Here is a 22,248-nt window from a genome sequence, read left to right on the forward strand (position 1 = left end):
AGTGGCCGGGTTGGAAGCGTCCGCGCTGAAGCTGGGCGGCACCATCGCCTCGCACGCCTTCAAGTCCTGGCTGCGGCGTCGTAAGGACAAGGACGAGCGCACAGCCGACCTGGCCACGCTCGCGGCAGACGAGGTTTCGAGCCCGCTCGAGCGCCAGAAGCTCGAGAACCTGATCGCCACCGTCGGCACCCAGGTCGCCGAGCAGCTGACGCCGGTGCTCACCACGCGCTTCCCCGAACTCCCCCGCAACGAGATCACCGCGGCGTTCCTGGCGTTGGAAGACACGCTCGGGCAGATCGACCTGTCGGACACCGCGCTGCTGGCCGACGACGCCGACCCCGAACGCCTCGCCCGGCGCGTGCGCGAGCAGTTCCCGGGCCGCCCGGTGGGGTTGTCCGAGCGCGCTGGTTCGCTCTACGAACTGGCGCTCGACCAGTCGTGCCGCCACCTGGTCCTGGTCGTCCGGCACCTGCCGTCGTTCCAGCCGAGGGCACTCTCCGAGGTGCTGGGACGCCTGTCCCGCCAATCGGACCAGCTCGACGAAGTACTCGCCCGGCTGCCCAGCACGCCGTTCCGGGTGCTGGGCCGAGACGTCGACGCGGCGTTCCGCGAGGACTACCTGAGCTTGCTGGCCCGCAAGCTCGACCACCTCGAACTGCTCGGCTTGACCATGGACGACCAGCCGAGGCTCCCGCTGACCGTCGCCTACCTCAGCCTGACCGTCTCCGACGGCAGCGCCACCCTGCGCGCCGAAGCCGCGATCGGCGCGGCCGACCGTACCTTGATCCGTGGCGAGGCCGGTTCGGGCAAGACAACGCTGGTCGACTGGCTCTCGGTCACCGCGGCGCGCGGCGCGTTCACCGGCGAGCTGGCCGCCTGGAACGGTTTCGTCCCGTTCCCGATCCGCCTGCGCAGCTTCGCGACCGAGCCGTTGCCACGCCCCGACGACTTCCTCGCGCACATCGCACCGGGCCTGGCCGCGCAGATGCCACCGCTCTGGGCCACCCGCATGCTCCTCAAGGGCACCGCGCTGGTGCTGGTCGACGGCGTCGACGAGGTCGACGCCTCGCGCCGGTACGACGTCAAAGCCTGGCTGCGGGACCTGAACCTCACCTTCCCCCAGGCGAAGTTCGTGATCACTTCCCGCACGGCCGCGGCGGACCGGCGCTGGCTACGCAAGGAGGGCTACGCCTCGGTCGTGCTCCAGCCCATGACGATCGTGGACATCAAGCTGCTGGTCGAGCGCTGGCATCTCGCGGCCGCCGCGGGCAAGTCGCCGCGGCCGAAGGTCGACCTCGCGGCCGCGGAGCGACGTCTGCTCGGCCAGCTCGAAAGCCGCGTCCATCTTCGCTCGCTCGCCGCGAGCCCACTGCTCTGCGCGGTGCTCTGCGCGCTCAACCTCGCCCATCGCGCGGAACTGCCCAGCGACCGGATGGACCTCTACCGCAAGGCATTGTCGATGCTGCTGCATCTGCGCGACACCGAACGCCGCGTCCCGGTGCTGCTCAGCGAAGCGCAGAAGACGAGCTTGCTCGGTGATCTGGCCTGGCGGCTCACCTTGGCCAACAAGGTCGAGTTCGATGTGGACAAGGTCCGCGAGCACCTGGAACGGCGGCTGCGGAGCCTGCCGTACGTCGACAAGAGCGTCGACGAGGTGTTGAACGACCTGCTGGAACGGAGCGGGCTGTTGCGGCGCCCGGCCGCGAGCCAGGTGGATTTCGTGCACCGGACCTTCCAGGAGTTCCTGGCCGCGGGCGAAGCGACCGAGCAAAACCACATCGACACGCTCATCGGGCACGCGCATCTGGACACCTGGCGCGAGACCGTGGTGCTCGCGGGCGGCCAGGCCAAGCAGCACCAGGCCGAAGAACTGCTGAACGGCATACTCGATCGCGCGAACACCGAACCGGATTACGCCCGGTACCTCCGGCTCGTCGCCGCGAGCTGCCTGGAAACGGTCCGCGATATCGCGCCGGAGACACTGGCCAGGGTCGAGCGGACGATCACCGAACATCTGGTCCCGCCCCCGCATTTCCGTGCGGCCTCGTCGCTCGTGTCGCTGGGATCCCGGCTGCTGCGGTATCTCCCGGAGTCGGTGGAGGCACTGCCGGAGGAGTCGGCGGCGGCCACCGTCCGGGCTGCTTCTCTCACCACGAGCGACGACGCGCTGCCGCTGCTTCGCCGCTACGCGAAGGATTCGCGCGCACAGGTGCAAACCCAGCTCGAAAAGGCCTGGCAATTCTTCGATCCCGACCGGTTCGCGACCGAGGTGATGGCGGATTCCCCACTGCAGGAAGGATCGTTCATCATCACCACGAGCAGGCTGTTGCCCTATCTCAGGCACTTGCGGCACCTGACCGGATTGGGCATCACCCTTTCCGGCACCGAGCGGCATCAAGACCTCGGGGTACTGGCCGGCGCCCCCGCTCTGTTCATGACCAGGCTCAAGTTCGACGAGCGGACCGAAATCGACCTCACGCCGCTGACCGAACATCCTCGCCTCAGGATGATTTCACTGCACAACGCGGCCAGGTACACCGAGGTGGCGGCACTGACCGGCCTGGATCAGCTTTCCAATCTGAGATTGGACCGCGTGACACCTTGGACGCGTCCCGACGTGCTCGGTGATTTGACCGGCCTCAGCCGGTTGTCGCTCAACATGATCGGCAGGCTCGACTTTCTCTCACGCCTGCCGAACCTGAAGCATCTGTTCCTCAGTGAAGCCGGCCCCATGGCACTGCGGAAAAGGTCCCCGCTCGAAAACGTCGAGGAGTTCACGCTCGAGAACCCGGCGGGCCGGATGGCCGTCGCACAGGAAACCGCCGCGGCATTCCCGGCGGTGACGGACTTGCGCTTCAGAGGCGCGACTCTCGATACCTTGCGGCCGCTGGCCGGACTTCCGCTGACCAACCTCGAACTCGACTACTGCACTATCGGATCCTTGGCGCCGCTCGCCGAGATCTCCACGCTGAAGCGGGTGGTCATCCGGTTCCCGCAGGCCGAAGTCGATGTCCGGCCGCTGGCCGACCGGATACTGACTCTCCGGCTGCGCGACACGACCGCCGTGATCGGCGTCGACCGGCTCGGCGCAGGCGTGAAGCTCGAATTACTGGGTGCTCCGTCACCCACCCGGTGACGGAGCACCTCGGCCGCTAAGCGTGGCGCAGGCAGAGGCTTCCCCACTGGAAGCCCGCGCCGATCGCCGACATGACATAGGTGTCGCCCGAGCCGACCAGCCCTTGGCTGAACGACTCGTGCAAGGCCGTGAAGACACCAGCCGAGCCCGTGTTCCCGAGCTTGTCCAGCGTGATCGGAGCCCGTTCGCGCGCCACCCCGAGCTTGTCCATCGCCGCGTTCACGATGTTCACATTCGCTTGGTGCAGAAAGAAGTGCTCGACGTCGGTCACCGCGACTCCCGCCCGCCCGGTCGCGGTGAGGATGCTCTCCGGCAGACACAGGGTCGCCGTGTTCCACACCTCCCGGCCGTCCATCTTCAGGTAGTGCCGCCGCTCGGCGACCGTCTGCGGCGAGGCGGGCGTTCGCGAACCGCCCGCCTGGATCTCCACGCCGTAGGACAGCTCCGAGCCGAAGTCCCAGCCGAGCAGGCCCGCCTCGGGGTCCGGCGAACGCGTGAGCACGGCGGCCGCGGCGGCATCGCCGAAGAAAACCCGGCTCGTCCGCTCATCCGGGTCCGTCACCCGCGACGCGCAGTCGGCCGCGATGACCAGCGCGGTGCGCGCGGACGTCTGCAGCAGGTGCGCCGCGAGCAGCATCGCCTGCATGCCGTTGGCACAGGCCGCCTGCGTGATGTCGAGCGTGAGGGCACGCTCGGCGCCCAGCGCCGCCTTGACGATCAACGCGGTCGACGGGAGCGGCTGGTCCCAGGTGTACGTCGCGATGATGATCACGTCGACGTCGCACGCCCTGATCTCGGCCGCGCCGAGTGCCTGGCGAGCGGCGGCGACGCACATGTCCGAGGCGGCCAGCTCGGGTTCGAGCCAGCGGCGCTCCCGGATTCCCGTGCGGCTGACGATCCACTCGTCCGTCGTGTCGAGCAGCTCGGTGAGACGCTGGTTGGTGACCACCGGGTCGGGCAGGTGCAGTCCGGTGCCCGCCACGGCCAAAGGCAGCGTCACGCGGCACCCGCCGTGTTGCGATCCGGCGCGATGAGTTCTGCGAAATCGGTGTAGAACCGGCCGGACTCACAGGCGTCGCCGAGCAGGATGCGCCGTGCCGCCTCCGCGGTCAGCGCGCCGCCGAGGGCGACGCCAGACGCGAGCTGCGGCCAGCTGCTCAGCGTCTTGCCGAGTTCACCGAAGGACGCCTTGAGCTGCGGGCTGATCTTGTCGGCGTCGACCATCGCCAGGATCAGGTCGACCTTCTCCTGCCGCGTCAGGTCCTGTAGCTGGCTCGCCTTGACGTCGCCGATCAGGCCGTGCAGCACCGGCCGGTCGCGTTCGAGGTCGAAGCGCTCGATGTCCAGCATGCCGCGGTCGTTGCAGTCCATCACCACCGGGATGCCGAGTGTCCTGGCCTGCTCGCGCGCCGCGATCTTGACGTACGGGGTGTCGCATTCCTCGACGAGCAGGTCGATCGGGCCGTTGCCGCCGCTGAAGAACTCGGCCATGTTGGCGTCGGTGAGACCGTCGGTGAAGATCTCGATGTCGAGGTAAGGGTCGATCTCGAACATCTGCCGCGCCGAGATCACCGCCTTGTTGACGCCGAGGTGGTGCACGCCGGCACGCAGCCGGTTCAGGTTGGACAGGCTGAACTCGTCGAAGTCGGCGAGTTTGTACGCGCCGCCGATGCCTTCCAGCGCGAACGTGACGGCGGCGCTGTTGCCGACCGAAAGCCCGATGACGCCGATCCGGTTGCCGAGCAGGCGCCGCTGGTCCGGCCGCTCGATCTTGCCCCGGTTGCGGTCGGTGCGGACCAGCCGGAACTCCTCGCAGGGCAGCACATGCACCAGCCTGCCCGACCATGGGTAGAACGCCCAGGTGCCGTACGCCCACGGCTCGGCGCCGTTGAGCTGCTCGAGCTTCTTGGCGGTCAGCAGGTCCTCGTCGAAGCGGACAGCGGGCTCACGGCTGCGGATCAGCTCCTCCAGCTGAGTGTCGATCGTGTCGTGTACTTCGCGGACGACACCTGAGGCCAGCAGGTCCGAGAGCGCTTCGCCGTCGCCGGAGCGGAACAGCACCGGACGCCAGCAGTCCTTTTCGGACTGTGCGGCCTGGTCGAGACCGGCGGGTTTCACCGGCTTCGCGAAGGTCGCCGAAGCCGTGTGCGCACCGGACTCGGCGAGCGCAGGGAACTCGTCGCGCAGCCGCCGCACCAGGTCGGTGTACTGACCGGCGCCGTCTTCGGCCCGGTAGAACATGATGATGACGTCCTCGGCGTAGTGCTCGACATAGCGGCGAGTCTCCGGAATGCCGACGAAACCGAAGCGCTCATGGAACTTGTCCTGGCCGTCTTTCGTGCCGGAGGTCCCGATCATCGCCTTGGCTCCCAGTGAATGGGCCGCTGAAATCGCGATGGCGTTCAAATGAACTCCGAGACCCAGTTTCCTTGCCCGATGTTCGACCACCAGCCTGCTGTGCTCGAATGTCTCACTGAGCAGGAAACCGCGCTCCGCGATTAATTCTTCGTATTTATCCGAGCCGAGATAGGCGCGGGACTGGAAGAGATGGCCGTTGTCCGGAGTGGACAGCCGAATGTACCCGAGCGGCGGGCCGCCCGGCTCACGCCTGGCGATGAAGTGCCAGGCGCCGTAGTCGAGGACCTGGTCGTCGACGTGCGCACCGTCGGCACTACGGAAACCCGGCCGCCTGCCGTGATCGAAGAGGATGCGAGCACGCAGCTCGCGGACCTGCGCCACCAGTTCAGGGGCATCGGCGCCCGCTTGGACGGCGGTGATATGCCAGCGCATGGGGGCAGCACTCGAAGTGCGGGAAAACATTGTTTTTATTCCTCGACAATAGCCGTGAACATCACGAATGCTCACGAGAAGAAAACTGGGGGTAGACAAGAAAAATCCGGCGAGCCCGTCGACTCGCCGGATCGGAAGATAGCAGGGGCGCTACAGCGCAGGGAAGATCAACTTGACTGTGTCCATTCACACGAACCGATGAATGGGAACCTCATTTTCAGCCGGCGAAAGCGCGCAGCTTCGGCAGCAGTGCGCGCAAGGCTCGGCCACGGTGTGACAGAGCGTCCTTTTCGGACGGTTCCAGCTCGGCCGACGACCGCGTCTCACCTTCGGGCACGAAGATCGGGTCATACCCGAACCCGTTGCTCCCACGCGGAGCCCGCGCCAGCGTTCCGCGCCACTCACCGCGCACGACCGTCTCTTCGCCACCCGGCACCACGAACGCCGCCGTGCACACGAAAGCCGCGCCCCGGCGCTCGTCGGGAACGTCGTTGAGCTGACCCAGCACGAGTTCGAGATTCGCGAGGTCGTCGCCGTGCTTGCCGGACCAGCGCGCCGAAAGCACGCCAGGCATCCCGTTCAGCGCGTCGATCGCGATGCCGGAGTCGTCCGCGATGGACGGCAGGCCGGTCGCTTCGGCGGCGTCGCGGGCCTTCGCGAGCGCGTTGCCCTCGAAGTCGGGCGCGGTCTCCGGGGCTTCCGGGAACTCGGGGACGTCGGCAAGGCCGATGACCTCGACGCCTTCGATGCCTTCGGCCGCCAGGATTCGCCGGAGCTCGCCGAGCTTCTTGGCGTTGCGGGTGGCCAGCAGGAGGCGGGTCACTTCGACTTCTTCTTGTCAGGGCGCGGCTCGGGCAACTCGCCGGGGTACGGCAGCGCCAGCGCCTCGTTCTGCAGCCGGGTCAGTTCCTCGCAGCCGGCCAGCGCCATGTCGAGCATGGTGTCGAGCGTCGAGCGGGCGAAGGTCGCGCCCTCGCCGGTGCCCTGGACCTCGATCAGGGTGCCCGTGTCGGTGGCGACGACGTTCATGTCGACCTCCGCGCGCGAGTCCTCCTCGTAGGGCAGGTCGAGCCGGACGCGGCCGTCGACGACGCCGACGCTGATCGCGGCGACCGAGGACGAGAGCGGCTGCGGGTCGGCGAGGCGGTTGGCGGCGCCGAGCCAGGTGATGGCGTCGGCCAGCGCGACGTAGCCGCCGGTGACCGCGGCCGTGCGGGTGCCGCCGTCGGCCTGGATGACGTCGCAGTCGATGACGATGGTGTTCTCGCCGAGCGCGGCCAGGTCGATGCACGCGCGCAGCGAGCGGCCGATCAGCCGGGAGATCTCGTGGGTGCGGCCGCCGATGCGGCCCTTCACCGATTCACGGTCGCTGCGGGTGTTGGTCGCCGAGGGAAGCATCGCGTACTCGGCGGTCACCCAGCCCAGGCCCGAACCCGCACGCCAGCGCGGCACGCCTTCGGTGACGCTGGCCGCGCAGAGCACGCGCGTGTTGCCGAACTCGATCAGCACCGAACCGGCTGGCCACTGCTGGAAGCCGCGGGTGATCTTCACGTCGCGGAGCTGGTCGTCGTTCCTGCCGTCTTTTCTCGCCACGGGTGCACTCTATGACCCGCCGCTCAGACGTCGTAAACCGCGCCCTGCTGGACAAGTTCGGCGCGCGGGAACACCGCGTCCGCTTCGGCCAGCACGGCGGCCGAGTCGGTCCACGGCAGCACGTGTGTGAGCAGCAGCCGGTCGACGCCGCCGCGCAGCGCGATCTCGGCGGCCTGCTTGCCGGACAGGTGCATCCCGGGCGGCCGGACCGGCGAGTCCGTCCACGAGGCTTCGGCGAGCAGCACGTCGACGTCGCGCACGAGCTTGTCGAGCGCCTCACACGGCCCGGTGTCGCCGGTGTAGGCGAGCGAGCGGCCGCCGTGGCACACGCGGAACCCGAACGCGGGGGTCGGATGATCGACCGGCACCACGGTCACCTCGAACGGCCCGATCTCCACGGTCTCTTCGAGAAGACTGTGGAACTGATAGGTGTCGGAGAGATCGGTGATCGCGCGTTCGTCCTCATCGGGCGCGTACGCGTTGGCCAGCCGGTGGTGCGCACCCGTCGGCGCGTAGACGGGCAGCCTCCCGGTCGTGCGCTGCGCGGCCTCGGGGTGATAGCGGCGCAGCACGGTGAGCGCGCTGAAGTCCGCGCAATGATCAGGGTGCAAATGCGACAGCACGAGCGCGTCGAGGTCGAAGGGGTCACGCAGCGCCTGCAGGCGCGCGAGTGTCCCGTTGCCGAGTTCCAGCCCCAGCACGAAACCGTCGGCCTCGATCAGGTAACCCGAGGCCGCGGTGTCGGGGCCGGGGATGCTGCCCGCACAGCCGAGGATCGTGAGTCGCACACTTCACACCTTAAGCGCGATAGGAGTGTTTCAGGCCGTAGTCAACGCCACACCGGGAGCGAAGCCCATGAACCGTTGCGCGAGCCGGTTGAACGGGTCGGCCGAACCGGTGGCGACGAACTCGTGCTTCGGCGGCGTGGAGCGCTCGGAGAGCAGGTCACGCTCGGTCAGCACCCTGAGCACGTCCTTGGCCGTCTCCTCCGCGCTGGACACGAGGATCACGTCCTGTCCCATCACGATCTGCAGCACCCCGGTGAGCAGCGGGTAATGCGTGCAGCCCAGCACCAGCGTGTCGACCTGGGCGCTGAGCAGCGGCTCCAGGTACCCCTGCGCGAGCCCCAGCACCTGGCGGCCCGAGGTGATCCCGCGCTCCACGAAGTCGACGAACCGGGGGCACGCGACGCTCGTCACCTGCAGGTCACGCGCCGCGGCGAACGCGTCCTCGTACGCGCGGGACCGGACGGTGCCCTCGGTGCCGATCACGCCGATGCGGCCGGTGTGCGTCGCGGCGACCGCCCGGCGCACGGCGGGCAGCACGACCTCGATCACCGGGACGTCGTAGCGCTCACGCGCGTCACGCAGACAGGCGGCCGACGCGGTGTTGCAGGCGATGACCAGGGCTTTCACCCCGCCTTCGACGATCTCGTCCATGGCTGCGAGCGCGAACTCACGGGCCTTCGCGATGGGCAGCGGGCCGTACGGGTTGTGCGCCGTGTCGCCGACATACCGCAGCTGCTCATGGGGCAGCTGGTCGAGAATGGCCCTGGCGACGGTCAGCCCGCCGACCCCGGAGTCGAAAACGCCGATCGGAGCGTCCGGTGTGGTCACACCGCGAGGCTACCTGTGTCCTTCTTCCGGCTCGCCCTGGCAACGAGCCACGCGGCCAGCACCCCCGAAAGCGCCCCGAAAAGATGCCCCTGCCAGGAGATCCCCGGGTTGCCGGGCAACAGGCCCCACAGCATCCCGCTCCAGATGCCCAACAGCACCACGGCCACCACGATCTGCCCGGCGCTCCGGTTGAAAATGCCCCTGACCAGCAGGAACGCCAGCCACCCGAACGCCAGCCCCGAGGCCCCGACGGTCACCGCGCCCGACGGCCCGGTCAGCCACACCCCGAGCCCGCCGAGGATCCAGATGGTCGCGGTCACCGCGATCCACTGCCCCAGCCCGCCCGCCATCGCCAGGAACGAGAACACCAGCACGGGCACGGTGTTGGCGAACAGATGCGACCACCCGCCGTGCAGCAGCGGCGCCCAGATCACCCCGGCGAGTCCCGACAGGTCCCGCGAGTGGATGCCACCCTGGTCGAGGTCACCGGAGATGAGGACGTCGGCCAGCTCGACGAGGTAGAGCACGAGCGTGAACCCGAGCGCGATGATGGCGGCCGCCTGGGGATTGGGCGGCAGTATCCGCTTGGCCGGGTCCGTCGGCGTCGGCTGGGTCGGCAAAGTGCTCATAACCCCAGGCTACGAGCCCGAAAAACCATTCGCCTCGGGTGAATACCCTGAGATGCATGACCCGCTTCACCGACCCGCAACTGAGCATCGCGACCATGGCCTCGTGGGGGCTTGATGTCGTCTGCCCACAGTGCAAGGCGAAGGCGGCCGTCGTCGGCTGGGCGAGACTCACCTGCCCGAGCTGCTCGTACGTGAAGGCCGGCCGCGGCAACACACTCTGGGGTGGGCCGGTCGACCCGCACTTCCACCAGCCGCTGTGGTGGCAGGCCGACTTCCGGGGCCACACGCTGTGGGCATTCAACCGGCGGCATCTCACACTGTTGGAGAACTACGTCGCGGCGGATCTCCGGGAACGTGGCCCGATAGCCGGCCGCAACATGACGATGGTCGCCAAGCTCCCGGCCTGGCTGAAGTCGGCCAAGAACCGTGACGGCATCCTGCGCACCATCGCCAAGATGCGCGAAGCGGACGGTCCGACCGGCAACCCCGGCGCCTTCCGCCGCACCATGCACGTCTACGGCCGGACGGTGCCCGTATGCGACAAGGGTTGCTGCCGGTGAAGGGCTCGTGAGCGTTGCGGGCGGTTAGAACCGCCCGCAACGCTCACGACCCCTCTAAGCCCAGAGCTGCCCATCCAACCGCTCGGCCGCCTCATCCAGCGACCCGCTGTAAGCGCCGGTCGACAGGTACTTCCACCCCGCGTCCGCGACCACGAACGCGACGTCAGCGGCCTCACCCCGCGCCGCCGCCTTCTCGGCGACCGCCAGCGCGGCATGCAGCACCGCACCCGTCGAGATGCCCGCGAAGATCCCCTCGTGCTCCAGCAGCTCACGAGTACGCCGAAGCGCGTCGTAAGCGCCGACGGAGAACCGTCCGTTCAGCACCGACGGGTCGTACAGCTCGGGCACGAACCCCTCGTCGAGGTTCCGCAGCCCGTAGACCAGCTCGCCGTACCGGGGTTCCGCGGCGATGATCTGCACGTCCGGCTTCGCCTCGTGCAGGTACCGCCCGACGCCGACCAGCGTCCCGGTCGTGCCGAGACCGCCGACGAAGTGCGTCAGTGTCGGCAGGTCCTTCAGCAACTCCGGCCCGGTGCCGCGGTAATGCGCGTCGGCGTTGGCCGGGTTCCCGTACTGGTACAGCATCACCCAGTCGGGGTTCGCCTCGGACAGCTCCTTCGCCCGCCGCACGGCCTCGTTGGATCCGCCCGCGGCCGGTGAGAACACGATGCGCGCGCCGTACGCCTGCAGCAGCTGCTTGCGCTCGGTCGAGGTGTTCTCCGGCATCACGCAGACCAAGCCGTAGCCCTTGAGCTTGGCGGCCATGGCCAGCGAGATGCCGGTGTTGCCCGAGGTCGGCTCCAGGATGGTCGACCCGCGCCGCAGCCTGCCCTCCCGCTCGGCCGCCTCGATCATGGCCAGCGCGGGCCGGTCCTTGATCGAGCCGGTCGGGTTGCGGTCTTCGAGCTTCGCCCACAGGCGGACGTCGTTGGTCGGTGACAGCCGGGGCAGCCCCACCAGCGGGGTGCCGCCGAGCGCGTCGAGCAGCGACTCGAACCGGGCCACGATCAGCCGCCGGCGACGGCCGGGAGGATGGTCAGCGTGTCGCCGTCCTTGACCTCGGCGTCGAGCCCACCGGCGAAGCGGACGTCCTCGTCGTTGACGTAGACGTTGATGAACCGGTGCAGCTTCTCTTCCTTGACCAGGCGGGCCTTGAGGCCGCCGTGGCGCGACTCGACGTCGTCGATCACCTCGAGCACCGTGGCGCCCTTGGCCTCGACGGACTTCTCGCCGCCGGTGTGGGTACGCAGGATGGTCGGGATGGACACGGTCACGGCCATGATGGGTTTCCTCCGCTTGGTTGGTCTGAAGGGGCTGACGTTCGGGCGGCGATCGTTATTCCACGATCTTCACCGGCTCTTCGGTGATCACTCCGTCGACGATCCGGTACGACCGGAACTGGTGCTCGTCGGGGTCCTTGGTCGACACGAGCACGTAGTGCGCGTCCGGCTCGGAGGCGTACGAGACGTCGGTGCGCGACGGGTACGCGTCGGTCGCGGTGTGCGAGTGGTAGATCACCACCGGGACCTCGTCGTTCGCGTCCATCTCGCGGTAGAGCCGGAGCAGGTCACCGGAGTCGAACTCGTAGAACGTCGGCGAGCGCGCCGCGTTGAGCATCGGGATGAGCCGTTCGGGACGGTCGGAGCCCTCGGGACCCGCGATGACGCCGCACGCCTCGTCCGGGTGATCCCGGCGGGCGTGCGCGACTATCGCGTCCACGAACTCGCGGCGGATCTCAAGCACGCCCATATCCTATGTGCTGGACGGGGCGCGTCCATCTGTTGAGATGCTCACCTCAAAGGCCCTCGCGGCCTCCGTGCACAGCGCGTTCAGCGCGACCGCGCGCGGCATGACCTCCGACGGCAGCTCCCTCGGCCCGGTCGCCACGGCGAACACCGTCCCGCCGCGCCCCGTGGCCCTGATCAGGCCGTCCTGGGCCGACACGGTCAGCCGCTTGCACTCGGTCTTCGACAGCACAGCGTCCACAACGACCACGCCGGTCGAGCCCACCGCGAGAGCCCAGACCTCGGCCTGGACAGCCAGGTCACGCGCCGCTTCACAAGCCGCGTAACCGTCCTCGGCGGTTCCTAAAGCGCCAGAAGCGACGGTCACCGCGGGCACGATCGGCACCACCTCGTGCGCCAGCGCCCCCACCGGAAACCCGCGCCCATGCTCACTCAGCCAGCGCAAGGCCCCGTCCGCCGCGGCCAGCCCGGCCGGGCCACCCGACGAGAAGCAGAGCGCGTCGATCCGCTGGACCAGGTTCTCCGGCCCCAGCAGGTCGGTCTCCCGGGTGCCCACAGGGTCACCGCGGAAGTCCACGGCCGCGCCCGTCACCGACGAGAACAGCACGACGGTCACCCCGCCGGAGCGGCCAACGGAGACGGTCACCCGGTCAGCGCCTGGATCAGGCTCTCCTGCACCCAGGTCAGCCAGTGGTAGACGCCCAGGTGCGGCGCTCGCGGGTCGTCCTCCGGCAGCTCGTCGGGCATGTCCTCGGTGACGTCGAGCGCCGTGCCCAGCGCCAGCCGCACGTCGTTGAGCGCCTTGAGCCAGGCGTCGGCCTGCTCGAAGTCCAGCCGGACGTCGCCGCCGTCACGCGGCAGCGTCTCCAGCACCACGGCCGCGACACCGACCTTCAGGTCCAGCAGCTCTGGCTCGTGCAGTGAGCGCATCGCCGCGGCCGAGTCCAGCGACTCCTTCGACGGGTTGTCCGGGTCGAGCCGGTGGAAGTCCGGCAGCAGCCGCGACAGGACCGGGTCGTCCGGCGACTCCGTCGGGCCCGTGCGGATCCCGGTCAGCTCGGCGAGCTCGTCCTGGGGAGCCTCTTCGGCACGCGCGCGCAGCATGTCCTCGAGCTGGCTGACCAGCCCGCGCAGCACCGCGGCCTCCTGCTGCTCGAACCCGGCGAGCACGACCTCGCCCTTGCGCCGCCAGTTCTTCATCAGGGCTGCTCCATGGTCGCCCAGAGGCCGGCCGCGTGCAGGCGCGCCACGTCGGCTTCCACCTTGTCCTTGGATCCGGACGACACGATGGCCTTCCCCTTGTGGTGGACGTCGAGCATCAGCTTCGTGGCGTGGTCTCTGCTGTACCCGAACAGCTTCTGGAAGACATAGGTCACGTAGGACATCAGGTTGACCGGGTCGTTCCAGACGATGGTCTGCCAAGGTTTGTCCTCGGCGACGACCTCGCCCCCAAGCGGGTCAACCTGCGTCTGCTCGGCAACGACAGGCGTCGACATGCTGTCCATGGTGTCACGATGGCCACCGGGGATGGGCTGGCAGGGCCCGCCATGTGAGTGAATAGGCTAAGCACATGGCCTCCGAAAACGGCACCGAAGCGGTCACCAGCACCGCGTTGCTCACCGACCACTACGAGCTGACGATGCTGAGCAGCGCGCTGGCCGATGGGACGGCCGACCGGCCGTGCGTGTTCGAGGTCTTCGCGCGGCGGCTGCCGGACGGCCGCCGCTACGGCGTGGTCGCCGGCACCGCGCGCGTGCTCGACGCGATCGCCGACTTCAAGTTCACCGACGCCGAGATCGGCCAGCTCGAATCGACGGCCGTGGTCGACGCCGAGACACTCGAATGGCTGGCGAACTACTCGTTCGGCGGCGACATCGAGGGCTACCCCGAGGGTGAGCTGTACTTCCCGAACTCGCCGATCCTCACGGTGACCGGCGGGTTCGCCGAGGCGGTCGTGCTGGAGACGCTGGTCCTGTCGATCCTCAACCACGACAGCGCCATCGCGTCGGCCGCCGCCCGCATGTCGAGCGCCGCGCACGGCAGGCCGATCATCGAGATGGGCGGGCGCCGCACGCACGAGTGGGCGGCCGTCGCCGCCGCGCGCGCCTCGTACCTGGCCGGGTTCGCGACGACGTCCAACCTCGAAGCGGGCCGCCGCTACGGCATCCCGACGCGCGGCACGGTCGCGCACGCGTTCATGCTGCTGCACGCCAGCGAGGAGGAGGCCTTCCGCGCGCAGATCGCGAAGATGGGCCCCGACACCACGCTTCTGGTCGACACCTACGACATCAGCACCGGCATCGACACCGCGGTGCGCGTCGCGGGCAAGGAGCTCGGCGCGATCCGCATCGACTCCGGCGACGTCGGCGTGCTCGCCCGCCAGGCCCGCGAGCAGCTCGACTCGCTCGGCGCGCGTGACACCCGCATCGTCGTCTCCGGCGACCTCGACGAGCACGCGATCGCCGCGCTGCGCGCCGAGCCGGTCGACGCGTACGGCGTCGGCACGTCCGTGGTCACCGGATCGGGTGCGCCGACCGCGGGCATGGTCTACAAGCTGGTCGAGGTCGACGGCAGGCCGGTCGCCAAGCGCAGCGCGCAGAAGATCTCGCGCGGCGGCCGCAAGGCGGCGATCCGCAGGCACAAGAGCACCGGCACGGCCGTCGAAGAGGTCATCTACACCGTGGACGGCCCGGTGCCCGACTCGGACGAGTACGACCGCGCGCTGCAGATCCCTCTGGTGCGCGCTGGACAAACCGTGGACGATCTGCCCACGCTGGACGACGCGCGGGCCCGGCTGCGCCGCGCGCTGGTGAGCCTGCCGTGGGAGGGCCTGAAGCTCTCGCACGGTGAACCCGCAATTCCGACGCTTTTCCTCTAGGAGACGAACATGGGTACCGCGCTGATCGTGGTCGATGTGCAGAACGACTTCTGCGAAGGCGGCTCGCTCGGCCTGCCGGGTGGCGCGGCCGCCGCCGAGGCCATCTCGAAGCTGGCCAACAGCGGTGACTACTCGCACGTCGTGGCCACCCGCGACTACCACATCGACCCCGGCTCGCACTTCAGCGAGACGCCGGACTTCAAGGACTCGTGGCCGCGCCACTGCGTCGCGGGCACGCCGGGCGCCTCGTTCCACCCGGCGCTCGACGTCGCGCCGGTGAACGCGGTGTTCTCCAAGGGCGAGTACAGCGCCGCCTACTCCGGTTTCGAGGGCGCGTCGGGCGACGGCCAGTCGCTCAAGGACTGGCTGGCCGAGCACGAGGTCACCGAGGTCGACGTGGTCGGCATCGCGACGGACTTCTGCGTGCGCGCGACCGCGCTCGACGCCGCCAAAGCCGGGCTCAAGGTGCGGGTGCTGCTCGACCTGACCGTCGGCGGCTCGCAGCCGACCGTCGACGCCGCGCTGAAGGACTTCGACGAGGCGGGCGTGACCTACACCGGCACCGCCCCGGTCCCGGCCGCATGACCACCCCCTTCCTCGAGGCGCTCGCGCGGCACCGGCTCGTCGCGATCCTGCGCGCCGCGGACGCGTCGCGCTTCGCCGAGGTGGCTTCGGTGCTGCACGGCGCCGGTGTCCGCCTGCTCGAAGCGACGCTGACCACGCCGGGCGCGCCGGACGCGATCACCGCCATCCGCAAGGAACTCGACGCCGAGACGCTGGTCGGCGCGGGCAGCGTGCGCACGGTGTCCGATGTGGACATCGCGGCCGACGCGGGCGCGGACTTCCTGATCACGCCGACGGTCAGCCCGGCCGTGCTGGAGCACGCGGCGGCCCGCGAGGTCCCGGTGATCTGCGGCGCGCTCACGCCGACGGAGATCGACCAGGCCTGGCACGCGGGCGCGGCGGCCGTGAAGGTGTTCCCGGCCGCGGCGCTCGGCGGGGTCGCGTACGTGCACGCGGTGCGCGCTCCGATGCCGGACGTCCCGCTGGTGCCGACCGGCGGCGTCTACCTCACGGACGTGCCGAAGTACCTGGCGGCGGGCGCCATCGCGGTCGCCGCCGCGACGCCGCTGCTCGAAGACGCGCTGACCGGCGGTTCACTCGACGCGCTGGCCGCCCGTGCCCGCGAATTCGTGGCCGCCGCTTCGGGGTCGTGAGTGGTATGGCCGGTTCTAACCGGCCATACCACTCACGACCTCAGCCACGCCCGTACGGATCGCAGCCCGCGCTGCCCGCGTAGATGTCCCCGCTGATCGGGCCGCCTTCCGGGAACAGCTGGATGTGGATGGCGGTCGTGATCAGCGACCCGTCGGCGGGCTCCGGCACGACGACCTCGTTCAGCACGATCTTGGCCAGCGGTTTCTCCTTCTCGCCGCCCTCGATCAGCACGGTGGTGTTCGGTTCGATCTTGTCCGGCGTCGTGAAGCCTTCCACCGCGCCGAACTGGACGTAGCCGTTGCTGCCGACCGCGGTGGTGCTGCACTTGACATCGAAGGTGCGGACGGTGATCACCGGCCCGCCGAACTGTTTCAGTATCGAGGTCTCGAAGCGCGAACCCCGCGCCTGCCCGACGGCGACATAGGTCCCCTCCTGTGTCGTCCAGCCGCAGTCGGAGTCCGCGACCCCGTACTTGATCATGTCGCCGACCGAGCCGCCGTTGGACTTGGCCTTCTTCGGCCCGGCCACCGAGCACAACGCCAGTGAGTCCATGTAGAGGTGGTCGGTGCCGACCGTGACATCGACCTTGCCCGCCGACGCCCAGGCCGACGGCGGTTTGTCCTCGTCCGCGTTCGCCACGGCCGGTGCCGCCACCAGCCCGCCGCACGCCAGCGCGGCCATCGCGGCCGCACGCGTCCTCTCGCCCCACGCCATGGGCGCCTCCTTACCTCGTGTTTCCCCACTTCGACATCGGCGTGTGACGGATTCACCCTGACTATCCGGTGAAAACACCACCCGAAGGTGTAGACGTGATCCACGAGTGAGGAATGCGACTTTGCCCAGCCGTGCACGAGCGGTGGCGATTAGTCTCGCCTGGTTCCACGATGATCTCTGGAGGACACCCATGGCATCGCTGTCCGTCGACGCGCGGCGCACCGTACTCGCCGACCTCATCCCCGGCACGCTCGCGCGCGACCTCGCGCTGGTGGCGGGCGGCGCGGGGCTCACCGGCCTCGCCGCGCAGCTGTCGGTGCACATCCCCGGCACGCCCGTGCCGCTGACCGGCCAGACCTTCGCCGCGCTGCTGGTGGGCGCCGCGCTCGGCTGGCAGCGCGGCGCCGCGTCGATGCTGGTGTACCTGCTCGTCGGCGCGGCAGGCGTGCCCTGGTTCCAGAACGGCACCTCGGGCCTGACCGGCGCCAGCGCGGGCTACATCGTCGGCTTCGTCTTCGCGGGCGCGCTGGTCGGCGCGCTGGCGGGCCGCGGCGGCGACCGCACCCCGCTGCGCGCCGCGGGCACCATGGTGCTCGGCAACGTCGCGATCTACGCGTTCGGTGTGCCGTGGCTGATGGCCTCGACCGGCTTCGGGCTGGCGACCGCGCTCGACAAGGGTGTCGTCCCGTTCCTCGTCGGCGACGCGATCAAGATCGTGCTCGCCTCGGCGCTGCTGCCCGCGACCTGGGCGCTGGTCAACCGCTTCCGCCGCTGATCCGAACGGACCGTTGCCCCCGGATTTCGCGGGCAACGGTCACCGATGGCCCGGTACCGCCCGATCTTGACGGTGGTCCGGGCTATCTTCTTGGGCGTGGCCCGCTCTGAACTCCCCGGCGTACTCGAACTCCTCACCCACGCGGTCGAGGCGGTCGGCGGCGCCGAGCGCGCGGGTCAGGTCGAGATGGCGGACGCGGTCGGCCGCGCCATCCGCACCGGCGAGCACCTCGCCGTGCAGGCGGGCACCGGCACCGGGAAGTCACTGGCCTACCTCGTGCCCGCCATCCGCCACGCGGTCGAGAAGGAGGCGACCGTCGTCGTCTCGACGGCGACCATCGCGCTGCAGCGCCAGCTCGTCGACAGGGATCTGCCGCGCCTGGCGAAGGCGTTGAAGAAGGTGCTCGGCCGCGAGCCGACATTCGCCATCCTCAAGGGCCGCCGCAACTATCTCTGCCTGCACCGGCTCGACACGGGCGCCCCCGACGAGCCCGACGACCAGGCGCTGTTCGACCCGTTCGCCGTGTCGCGGCTGGGCAAGGACGTCAAACGGCTCTTCGAATGGTCATCCGACACCGAGACCGGTGACCGCGACGAGCTGGTGCCCGGCGTCGCCGACCAGGCGTGGCGCCAGGTTTCGGTCACCGCCAAGGAATGTCTCGGCGCCGCACGCTGCCCGATCGGCACGGACTGCTTCGCGGAGAAGGCGCGCGCCGAAGCCGGCCGCGCGGACATCGTGGTCACCAACCACGCGCTGCTCGCCATCGACGCGCTCCAGGGCTACCAGGTGCTTCCCGAGCACGACGTGGTGATCATCGACGAGGCGCACGAGCTGGTCGACAGGGTCACCTCGGTGGCCACCGGCGAGCTCACCGCGTCCATGGTCTCGGTCGCCGTCCGCCGCTGCGGCAAGCTCATCGACGCCGACATCGCGGACCGGCTGATGGAGTCCAGCGACGCGATGGCCCTCATCCTCGACGACCTGCCGTCCGGCCGCTTCGACACGCTGCCCAAGCCGCTGGCCGGCGTGCTCGCCGGGGTCCGCGACGCGGCGCACGCGTGCATCACCGCGATGGGCCCCGACCGCAAGGAAGAGGTCGAGGACGCGACAGCGCGCAAGCTCGCCCGCACGCTGCTCGACGAGATCCACGACAACGCCATGCGCATGCTCGAGGCCTTCGACCCGGACCAGGCGCACCAGCGCGACGTCGTCTGGATGACGGCGGACACCTTCTCGGCCAACCCGCGCCCGCCGTCACTGAAGGTCGCGCCGCTGGCGGTCGCCGGCCTGCTCCGCGAGAAGGTCTTCGGCCTCAACACGACCATCCTGACCTCTGCCACGCTGACGCTGGGCGGCAACTTCGACACCCTCGCCCGCCAGTGGGGCCTGCCCGCCAAGCAGCTCAAGGTCGTCAAGGCCGAGGGCGCCGCGACGGACAAGGAAGCCCCGTCCGACCTCGAGTCGATCAAGTGGACCGGCATCGACGTGGGTTCTCCGTTCGACCACAAGCGCAACGGCATCCTCTACATGGCCAAACACCTGCCCGCACCGGGCAGGGACGGGCTCCAGAAGTCCACATTGGACGAGATCGCCGAGCTGGTGGACGCGGCGGGCGGCCGCACGCTGGGCCTGTTTTCGTCGATGCGCGCGGCGAAGCAAGCCGCCGAGGAACTGCGGGACCGCATCAAGTACCCGATCTTGTGCCAGGGCGAGGATTCGACGTCCCTGCTGGTCCAGAAGTTCGCGGAAGACGCCCGCACCTGCCTGTTCGGCACGCTGTCGCTCTGGCAGGGCGTCGACGTGCCCGGCCCGTCGCTCCAGCTGGTGCTGGTCGACCGCATCCCGTTCCCCCGCCCGGACGACCCGGTGTCCTCGGCCCGCCAGCGCGCGGTGGAAGCCCGTGGCGGCAACGGTTTCTTGACGGTCGCCGCCACCCACGCGGCGCTCCTGCTCGCCCAGGGCACCGGCAGGCTCCACCGGTCCATCAGCGACCGCGGCGTCGTGGCCGTGCTCGACTCCCGCATCGCGACCGCACGCTACGGCGGGTTCCTCCGCGCGTCGCTGCCCCCGCTCTGGCCCACCACCGACCCCCAAGTGGTGCGCGACGCGCTGCGCAGGCTCGACGCGGCGGCCCCCGCCTGAGCTCACCCAGCGCGCCCGGCTACCGTTAAGGAATCAGAAGTTCTTAGGAGAACCGCTTGTCCCAGGACTCGGCCAACGCACAGTCCCGAACCGTCAGCGTCGACGACACCGGTGTCCGACGCCAGCTCGCCGACGGCAGCGAAGAAGCCGTCACCTGGCAGGAACTGACCGCGGTCGTGATCAGAGTGATTCCCGAGGGCCTCTCGAAGGAAGACGTGTTCTTCATGCTCGCGGGCGCCGACGGCAAGGGAACCGCCATCCCCAGCGCGGACCCGGCGGCGGACGCGCTGATCGAGCGCCTCCAGACGCTCCCCGGCTTCAACCACGAGAAGTTCGTCGAGGCCATGACCACGGACGCCGACGAGGCCTACGTGGTGTGGAGCGCCGACAAGGCCGCGAAGTGAACCTGCACTGCGGGGTCTGCGGCTCCGAGCGGCTGACCCCGCCAGGCGAGATCCAGGTGCCGGGCACGAGCGCCGTCACGTTCACGCTCAAGCCCCGCGCCGGCATGTTCAAGTCCCGTCCCAAGCTCGACATCACGAAAGCCCGTGCCTGCCGGGACTGCGGCACGATCTTCCCCGTCGTCAGCCGGACCCTCCTCGCCAGGCACCTCGACGAGGGCTCCACAGAGGACTACGGCGACTAGATCGCGGGCAGCCTGGCGGCGACCATCGCCGCGACGGCCTTCGCCACACCGCAGTGTGTCGATCCTTCGGTACCTCGTTGTTCGACATGCAGCATCACCGTCTCGACCCAGTGTTCACTCAGCGATCCGGCAGCTCCGGTGAAGGGCCGATGCGCGATTTCCGCCTTACAGCCCTCTTCCCAACCCTGGTCGCCGCCCTTCACGTACACCTCGCGCCCACCGATGGTTTCGCGTGTGCCTTCGTCGGCCTCCAACGGCGCCCACTCACGGTTGAACTCGACTGTCAGCTGACGATTCTGGCTCGTCCAGTAACAGGTCCAATTGCCGTAGCCTGCCTCCATCGTCGCTCGCCCACCAAGCTCTTTCGAGCTTTCCTCGCCACTGACCAACGCGCAAGCGTCGAGCGCTTGCAGTGATCCCTTGGCGGGCGGCTGCTGGCGTCGGGGAATCTGCCCCCGGTTGAGCACTTTCAGCGCCCCGTCGACAACCGGCTCAGCGATCCCACAAAGGTCGTGGAACCAGTTACCACTGTTGTGTTTGACGACCAACTTGACCTGGTTTCCGTCCGGCAGCCAAATGATCCTCTCGCATTTCTCGTCCTTCGCGGGCGGGCGCTCAGGTATGCCGATGTGCCCCGGTTCCGGCAGTTTCGGAGGTGGCGGCAATTCACCGGGCAGCTCGATCGCCACCCGCACGTCGACGAGGTTGCCCTTCTCAGGGCCGCGCTTGATATGCGCCTCGCAGCCGTTGAAATTCCCGTAATCGGGGTCCGGGCTCACCGGCCCGAACTTGGCGAGCACGACCGGGTCGAGCAGCGAGCACGGGTCCGCCGTGCGCTGATCCCCCACGGTCGCGGCGGTCACCGCGCCATCTCGAAACGCGAACAACAACCCGGCGACGAGCAAGGCGACCAGCGCCAGTGCGCCCCCGACGAGCACGCGGCGCGGCAACCGGCGGCGCCCCCGCCTGGGCGCACGCTGTTCGGGAACGGTGGCCCCGGCGACCTCCGCGAGCAGGCGCGCGGCCTCGTGCGCACTCGGTCTCCTGGCGGCCTGCTTGCTCATCAGTTCCGTGAGCACCGGTGTCAACGCGCCCGGCTTACGCGGCGCCTCCAGCTGAAACGCCGCGGCACGCCGCAGTTGCCGCAGCGGGGTGTCCTCGGAATCTCCCCACGGCGACCCGCCTTCGACGGCGGCGAACAAGGTCGCGCCCAGCGAGAAGACATCGGACGCCTTGGTCGCGTCGAGCCCGTCGGCGACTTCGGGCGCCAGGTAGGCAGGCGTGCCGCCGACCAGCCCGGATTCCGTCCTGGTCACTTCGGCCCATTGCGCGATCCCGAGGTCGGTCAGCTTCGCGGTGCCGTCCTCGGCCACCAAGACGTTGCTCGGCTTGATATCGCGATGCACGATCCCCTTGTCGTGCATCGCCGACAGCGCGTTCGCCAGCTGCACCCCGATCCTGGCGGCCTCTTCGTGAGACAGGACTCCGTCGGTCTCGAGGATCGTGGCCAGGCTTCGTGACGGCAGGTACTCCATGACCAGCCAGCGGTCATCCTCGTAGGTGACCGCGTCGTACACGCTGACCACGTTCGGATGCTGCAGCCCGGCGCCGATGCGTGCTTCGCGGCGGATCTGCCCGCCGTCACCCGATTGCGACTTCTTGAGCGCGACCGTCCGCCCCAGTTCCAGGTCGGTGGCACGCCAGACGATGCCCATTCCGCCGGCGCCGACCTGTTCCTCCAGCCGGTAACGCTCAGCGACCAGTCTCCCACCCATGGCGGGGATTGTAGAGGTCAAGAACGTCCGG

The 22,248-nt window shown here is 69.2% G+C and carries 24 protein-coding genes; 9 read left to right on the top strand and 15 right to left on the bottom strand.

From position 1 onward, the window contains the following. The first annotated feature begins 1 nt into the window (after window position 1). The gene (locus BLV57_RS15655) at window positions 2–3,136 is read left to right on the top strand and encodes an NACHT domain-containing protein (protein WP_091289470.1); all 3,135 of its coding nucleotides are present in this window, start codon (window positions 2–4) and stop codon (window positions 3,134–3,136) included. 16 nt (window positions 3,137–3,152) lie between these two features. Here BLV57_RS15655 and BLV57_RS15660 read toward each other — a convergent pair whose 3' ends face one another. From BLV57_RS15660 to BLV57_RS15690, 7 genes are all read right to left on the bottom strand, one after another. Further along, complete coding sequence (locus BLV57_RS15660) at window positions 3,153–4,136, bottom strand: 3-oxoacyl-ACP synthase III family protein (protein ID WP_091289471.1); 984 nt, start codon at window positions 4,134–4,136, stop codon at window positions 3,153–3,155. After that, window positions 4,133–5,926, bottom strand: a complete 1,794-nt coding sequence (locus tag BLV57_RS15665; RefSeq protein WP_091289472.1) for a ThiF family adenylyltransferase — start codon at window positions 5,924–5,926, stop codon at window positions 4,133–4,135. Before BLV57_RS15665 ends, BLV57_RS15660 begins: the two co-directional genes overlap by 4 nt. A gap of 217 nt (window positions 5,927–6,143) precedes the next feature. Next, window positions 6,144–6,749 carry an RdgB/HAM1 family non-canonical purine NTP pyrophosphatase gene (gene rdgB / locus BLV57_RS15670; RefSeq protein ID WP_091289473.1) on the bottom strand — a complete coding sequence of 202 codons (606 nt, stop codon included), beginning with the start codon at window positions 6,747–6,749 and terminating at the stop codon, window positions 6,144–6,146. After that, a complete protein-coding gene (gene rph / locus BLV57_RS15675) occupies window positions 6,746–7,519 on the bottom strand; it encodes a ribonuclease PH (RefSeq protein WP_091289474.1) in 774 nt (257 codons plus the stop codon). The genes rdgB and rph overlap by 4 nt, the downstream gene beginning before the upstream one ends. 23 nt (window positions 7,520–7,542) lie before the next feature. Beyond that, complete coding sequence (locus BLV57_RS15680; protein WP_091289475.1) at window positions 7,543–8,307, bottom strand: MBL fold metallo-hydrolase; 765 nt, start codon at window positions 8,305–8,307, stop codon at window positions 7,543–7,545. Between the two features lie 30 nt (window positions 8,308–8,337). Continuing rightward, window positions 8,338–9,135 carry a glutamate racemase gene (murI, locus tag BLV57_RS15685; protein ID WP_091289476.1) on the bottom strand — a complete coding sequence of 266 codons (798 nt, stop codon included), beginning with the start codon at window positions 9,133–9,135 and terminating at the stop codon, window positions 8,338–8,340. After that, the gene (locus BLV57_RS15690) at window positions 9,132–9,764 is read right to left on the bottom strand and encodes a rhomboid family intramembrane serine protease (protein ID WP_091289477.1); all 633 of its coding nucleotides are present in this window, start codon (window positions 9,762–9,764) and stop codon (window positions 9,132–9,134) included. Before BLV57_RS15690 ends, murI begins: the two co-directional genes overlap by 4 nt. Before the next feature lie 56 nt (window positions 9,765–9,820). Here BLV57_RS15690 and BLV57_RS15695 point away from each other — a divergent pair, with 56 nt between their 5' ends. After that, window positions 9,821–10,324 (top strand): TFIIB-type zinc ribbon-containing protein, encoded by a 504-nt coding sequence (locus tag BLV57_RS15695; RefSeq protein WP_176968637.1) that lies wholly within the window; start codon window positions 9,821–9,823, stop codon window positions 10,322–10,324. A gap of 54 nt (window positions 10,325–10,378) precedes the next feature. On the opposite strand, the gene BLV57_RS15700 is transcribed toward BLV57_RS15695, so the two are convergent. From BLV57_RS15700 to clpS, 6 genes are read right to left on the bottom strand one after another with little or no spacing between them, the layout of a single operon-like run. After that, window positions 10,379–11,329, bottom strand: coding sequence for a PLP-dependent cysteine synthase family protein (locus BLV57_RS15700; protein ID WP_091289478.1), 951 nt, complete (start codon window positions 11,327–11,329; stop codon window positions 10,379–10,381). Between the two features lie 2 nt (window positions 11,330–11,331). Further along, window positions 11,332–11,604, bottom strand: a complete 273-nt coding sequence (locus tag BLV57_RS15705) for a MoaD/ThiS family protein (protein WP_091289479.1) — start codon at window positions 11,602–11,604, stop codon at window positions 11,332–11,334. Window positions 11,605–11,659: 55 nt separating this feature from the next. Then, on the bottom strand, window positions 11,660–12,067 hold the full coding sequence (locus BLV57_RS15710) for a M67 family metallopeptidase (protein ID WP_091290395.1): 408 nt from the start codon (window positions 12,065–12,067) through the stop codon (window positions 11,660–11,662). 9 nt (window positions 12,068–12,076) lie between these two features. Continuing rightward, the gene (locus BLV57_RS15715; RefSeq protein ID WP_245757340.1) at window positions 12,077–12,715 is read right to left on the bottom strand and encodes a P1 family peptidase; all 639 of its coding nucleotides are present in this window, start codon (window positions 12,713–12,715) and stop codon (window positions 12,077–12,079) included. Continuing rightward, window positions 12,712–13,269: a DUF2017 domain-containing protein gene (locus BLV57_RS15720; RefSeq protein WP_091289481.1), complete on the bottom strand. Its 558-nt coding sequence runs from the start codon at window positions 13,267–13,269 to the stop codon at window positions 12,712–12,714. Before BLV57_RS15720 ends, BLV57_RS15715 begins: the two co-directional genes overlap by 4 nt. Continuing rightward, window positions 13,269–13,565, bottom strand: a complete 297-nt coding sequence (gene clpS / locus BLV57_RS15725) for an ATP-dependent Clp protease adapter ClpS (protein WP_091290397.1) — start codon at window positions 13,563–13,565, stop codon at window positions 13,269–13,271. The genes BLV57_RS15720 and clpS overlap by 1 nt, the downstream gene beginning before the upstream one ends. A 74-nt stretch (window positions 13,566–13,639) precedes the next feature. Here clpS and BLV57_RS15730 point away from each other — a divergent pair, with 74 nt between their 5' ends. Genes BLV57_RS15730 through BLV57_RS15740 form a run of 3 tightly spaced genes read left to right on the top strand, consistent with a single transcriptional unit; the run spans window position 13,640 to window position 16,164 of the window. Beyond that, complete coding sequence (locus BLV57_RS15730) at window positions 13,640–14,947, top strand: nicotinate phosphoribosyltransferase (protein ID WP_091289482.1); 1,308 nt, start codon at window positions 13,640–13,642, stop codon at window positions 14,945–14,947. Between the two features lie 9 nt (window positions 14,948–14,956). Continuing rightward, window positions 14,957–15,532: an isochorismatase family protein gene (locus BLV57_RS15735; RefSeq protein WP_091289483.1), complete on the top strand. Its 576-nt coding sequence runs from the start codon at window positions 14,957–14,959 to the stop codon at window positions 15,530–15,532. Beyond that, window positions 15,529–16,164 carry a bifunctional 4-hydroxy-2-oxoglutarate aldolase/2-dehydro-3-deoxy-phosphogluconate aldolase gene (locus BLV57_RS15740; protein WP_091289484.1) on the top strand — a complete coding sequence of 212 codons (636 nt, stop codon included), beginning with the start codon at window positions 15,529–15,531 and terminating at the stop codon, window positions 16,162–16,164. The genes BLV57_RS15735 and BLV57_RS15740 overlap by 4 nt, the downstream gene beginning before the upstream one ends. Window positions 16,165–16,204: 40 nt before the next feature. On the opposite strand, the gene BLV57_RS15745 is transcribed toward BLV57_RS15740, so the two are convergent. Continuing rightward, window positions 16,205–16,879: a choice-of-anchor P family protein gene (locus tag BLV57_RS15745; RefSeq protein ID WP_245757341.1), complete on the bottom strand. Its 675-nt coding sequence runs from the start codon at window positions 16,877–16,879 to the stop codon at window positions 16,205–16,207. A 190-nt stretch (window positions 16,880–17,069) separates the two neighbouring features. Here BLV57_RS15745 and BLV57_RS15750 point away from each other — a divergent pair, with 190 nt between their 5' ends. The 4 genes from BLV57_RS15750 to BLV57_RS15765 all read left to right on the top strand — a co-directional run bounded on the left by BLV57_RS15750 (window position 17,070) and on the right by BLV57_RS15765 (window position 20,442). After that, window positions 17,070–17,654 carry a biotin transporter BioY gene (locus BLV57_RS15750; protein WP_091289485.1) on the top strand — a complete coding sequence of 195 codons (585 nt, stop codon included), beginning with the start codon at window positions 17,070–17,072 and terminating at the stop codon, window positions 17,652–17,654. A gap of 96 nt (window positions 17,655–17,750) precedes the next feature. Continuing rightward, entirely contained in the window at window positions 17,751–19,796 is a 2,046-nt protein-coding gene (locus BLV57_RS15755) for an ATP-dependent DNA helicase (protein WP_425426000.1), read from the top strand. A gap of 56 nt (window positions 19,797–19,852) precedes the next feature. Further along, the gene (locus BLV57_RS15760; RefSeq protein ID WP_091289487.1) at window positions 19,853–20,200 is read left to right on the top strand and encodes a hypothetical protein; all 348 of its coding nucleotides are present in this window, start codon (window positions 19,853–19,855) and stop codon (window positions 20,198–20,200) included. Beyond that, entirely contained in the window at window positions 20,197–20,442 is a 246-nt protein-coding gene (locus BLV57_RS15765; RefSeq protein ID WP_091289488.1) for a hypothetical protein, read from the top strand. Before BLV57_RS15760 ends, BLV57_RS15765 begins: the two co-directional genes overlap by 4 nt. Here the strand turns inward: BLV57_RS15765 and BLV57_RS15770 are convergent. Continuing rightward, entirely contained in the window at window positions 20,439–22,217 is a 1,779-nt protein-coding gene (locus BLV57_RS15770; protein ID WP_091289489.1) for a serine/threonine-protein kinase, read from the bottom strand. The two genes, BLV57_RS15765 and BLV57_RS15770, sit on opposite strands and share 4 nt — an antisense overlap. Window positions 22,218–22,248: the final 31 nt, after the last annotated feature.

The sequence above is a fragment of the Amycolatopsis xylanica genome (assembly GCF_900107045.1).
GTDB classification, from domain to species: domain Bacteria; phylum Actinomycetota; class Actinomycetes; order Mycobacteriales; family Pseudonocardiaceae; genus Amycolatopsis; species Amycolatopsis xylanica.

Coding starts and splice junctions, on each gene's coding strand:
- BLV57_RS15665 (WP_091289472.1), bottom strand. CDS start 5,926: ATGCGCTGGCATATCACCGCCGTCCAAGCGGGCGCCGATGCCCCTGAA.
- BLV57_RS15690 (WP_091289477.1), bottom strand. CDS start 9,764: ATGAGCACTTTGCCGACCCAGCCGACGCCGACGGACCCGGCCAAGCGG.
- BLV57_RS15695 (WP_176968637.1), top strand. CDS start 9,821: ATGACCCGCTTCACCGACCCGCAACTGAGCATCGCGACCATGGCCTCG.
- BLV57_RS15705 (WP_091289479.1), bottom strand. CDS start 11,604: ATGGCCGTGACCGTGTCCATCCCGACCATCCTGCGTACCCACACCGGC.
- BLV57_RS15720 (WP_091289481.1), bottom strand. CDS start 13,269: ATGAAGAACTGGCGGCGCAAGGGCGAGGTCGTGCTCGCCGGGTTCGAG.
- clpS (WP_091290397.1), bottom strand. CDS start 13,565: ATGTCGACGCCTGTCGTTGCCGAGCAGACGCAGGTTGACCCGCTTGGG.
- BLV57_RS15730 (WP_091289482.1), top strand. CDS start 13,640: ATGGCCTCCGAAAACGGCACCGAAGCGGTCACCAGCACCGCGTTGCTC.
- BLV57_RS15735 (WP_091289483.1), top strand. CDS start 14,957: ATGGGTACCGCGCTGATCGTGGTCGATGTGCAGAACGACTTCTGCGAA.
- BLV57_RS15740 (WP_091289484.1), top strand. CDS start 15,529: ATGACCACCCCCTTCCTCGAGGCGCTCGCGCGGCACCGGCTCGTCGCG.
- BLV57_RS15745 (WP_245757341.1), bottom strand. CDS start 16,879: ATGGCGTGGGGCGAGAGGACGCGTGCGGCCGCGATGGCCGCGCTGGCG.
- BLV57_RS15750 (WP_091289485.1), top strand. CDS start 17,070: ATGGCATCGCTGTCCGTCGACGCGCGGCGCACCGTACTCGCCGACCTC.
- BLV57_RS15770 (WP_091289489.1), bottom strand. CDS start 22,217: ATGGGTGGGAGACTGGTCGCTGAGCGTTACCGGCTGGAGGAACAGGTC.